Raw genomic sequence first — 2,692 nt, 5'->3', positions numbered from 1 at the left:
GCTGAACGGTTAAAGTTAAAAAAGAAGAAAAACCACTATATTCATGGCCCAGTGGCACGCACCATGAACACACTCAACATGCGGCATCACAATTAACAAAAAACTTTATTGTTAAAGACTTAAAAAGACATCGCCTTGGTATCGACAGCGATAATATAGAGCGAAGAGATCAAATGCGCTCGCATAGACGTGGCCGCTAAAGGTTGAACACCAGCCGACATAAAAACACATTAGCAGCCAACCTTAAGGATAGGCGCGCTTAATCAAACGTCGAATAACCAAGCTCACCCACCACTCTCATGCTGTGCGGGGGTAAGCTTTAGCCGTGTTATTCCGATTAGCCAGTTAACTCAAAACCTCTTCTAATGCCTTAAGGCATAAAGCCACATTCTCGCGGCGGGCGCCAAAACCCATTAAGCCGATGCGCCATGCTTTGCCCGCAAGGGCGCCAAGGCCTGCGCCAATTTCGAGGTTGTAATCTTTAAGTAGACGCGCACGCACGGCGGCATCGTCAACGCCTGCGGGAATATAAATGGCATTGAGCTGCGGCAAGCGCGAATCTTCAGCGACCACAAACTTAAGACCCAATTTTTCTAGCCCTGCGCGCAGCACTAAGTGCATATCGTGATGACGCTTCCACGCGTTTTCTAAACCTTCGGCCGCCAATATCCGCAAGGATTCATGCAATGCATACAGCGCATTCACGGGTGCGGTGTGATGGTAGCTACGTTTGCCGCCCGCGCTGGTCCAATAGGCCATCACCAGACTTTGATCGAGGAACCAACTTTGTACAGGGGTCTTACGGTTTTTAAGCTTTTCCACCGCCGCGGGTGAGAAAGACACGGGCGATAAACCCGGTACGCAGGAAAGACATTTCTGGCTGCCAGAATAAATCGCGTCTATGCCCCACTCATCGACCCTTAACTCCACGCCGCCAAGGGACGTCACCGCATCGACAATCGATAAGCAGCCGTATTGTTTAGCTAATGCGCACAGGGTTTTAGCATCAGATAGCGCACCAGTCGAAGTTTCGGCATGCACAAAGGCTAAAAATTTGGCATCGGGATGGGCTTTCAGCGCCGCTTCAACGGCAACAGGATCGACGACCGTGCCCCAATCATTGTCCACCAGCACCGCAACGGCGCCCACGCGCTCGACGTTTTGGCGCATGCGCTCACCAAACACCCCGTTACGGCAAACAATCACCTTTTCACCGGGTTCGACTAGGTTCACAAAGCAGGTTTCCATGCCAGCGCTGCCGGGTGCCGACACCGCCATCGTCATGTCATTTTTGGTTTGAAAGGCGTATTGGATCAGGCTTTTAAGCTCATCCATCATAGCGACAAATAACGGGTCGAGGTGGCCAACTGTCGGCCTTGCCTGTGCGGCTAACACTTCGGGATAAACATCCGAGGGGCCAGGGCCCATAAGAATACGTCGGGGCGGATTAAAAGCAGTAACATGCGGGGCAGGTAACATCGTGTCTCCTTAATGCGTATAGGTCGAAGTCGGGATATGAATTCGTTATTCGTTAGCCGTGCGATTTCCCCCATCAGCGAGTTAATCATCAGGTATTAAATCAGCAACTTAATAGTGACATGCTGTTCGGCTAGAGTATTAAGTCTATAAAACTACCACAAAAAAGGGCGCCTGTGCGCCCCTCCTTTGGCCTAAGTTGCCACCGAAAACGAATGAGCTACCAAGGCTAGCTCTTTTTACCGTTGGCGGCATTTAAAAACAGTTGATAAGCAGGGCTGTGGGTCTCTTCTTGATACACAAATCCCAGCTCGGTTAAAAACTGCTGAAACGGCAAGGCATCACTCTCGGGCACTTCAAAGCCTGCCAACACCCGCCCAAACGCCGCGCCGTGATTACGGTAATGGAATAAACTGATATTCCACTTGCTCTGCAGGGTGGTTAAAAACTTCAGCAGCGCGCCCGGGTGCTCGGGAAACTCAAAACTAAACAAGCGTTCCGCTAAGGGCTCGGGCGGATGGCCGCCCACCATGTAACGCACATGCAATTTTGCCGTTTCATCCCCCGAGAGATCCTGCACCTCAAACCCGTGGGCCTCGAGGGTCGCAATAATTTGTTCAAGCTCCCCAAGGCCGCGGCTGAGACGAATACCCGCAAACACCACTGCCAGCTCGCGACTGCTAAAGCGATAGTTAAATTCGGTCATCACACGTTTATCGAGCAATTCACAAAAGCGCAAAAAGCTGCCGGGACGCTCGGGCACTTTAACGGCCAGCACCGCCTCTTTTTGTTCACCCAGCTCGCAGCGCTCGGACACATAGCGCAAACTGTGGAAGTTCACATTCGCCCCGCTCAGGATTGCTGCAAGCTTTTCACCATTGCCACATTCGCCATGACCACATCCGCCATTGCCCGGCGCGCGCGCGTCGTGGCGGCTCACATATTTTTTAAGCCCCGCCAAGGCGAGGGCACCGGCGGGCTCGGCAATGGCGCGAGTATCCTCAAAGATATCCTTCACTGCGGAGCAGATTTCATCAGAGGTGACGGTCACGACCTCATCGACATACAGCTTAGCGAGACGAAAAGGCTCAGCGCCAATACGCTTAACCGCCACGCCATCGGCAAATAACCCAACTTGAGAGAGTGTAACCGGTTCGCCCGCGACCATCGCCGCCTGCAAACAGGCGGCATCTTCAGGCTCCACGCCGACAATTTT

General features: G+C 52.5%; 2 protein-coding genes. Both read right to left on the bottom strand.

The window, feature by feature from the left end; translation table 11 throughout:
- Nucleotides 1–345: 345 nt before the first annotated feature.
- A complete protein-coding gene (locus ACRCZA_RS07455) occupies nt 346–1,479 on the bottom strand; it encodes a pyridoxal-phosphate-dependent aminotransferase family protein (RefSeq protein WP_438673822.1) in 1,134 nt (377 codons plus the stop codon).
- 226 nt (nt 1,480–1,705) lie between these two features.
- Nucleotides 1,706–2,692: threonine ammonia-lyase, biosynthetic (gene ilvA, locus ACRCZA_RS07450; RefSeq protein ID WP_438673821.1), on the bottom strand; the 987-nt coding region annotated here is incomplete at its 5' end.

This window comes from Shewanella sp. (assembly GCF_051658185.1).
Taxonomy (GTDB): Bacteria; Pseudomonadota; Gammaproteobacteria; order Enterobacterales; family Shewanellaceae; genus Shewanella.
The sequence above is the reverse complement of the archived record's forward strand: the minus strand, read 5'-3'. Positions and strand labels throughout refer to the sequence as shown.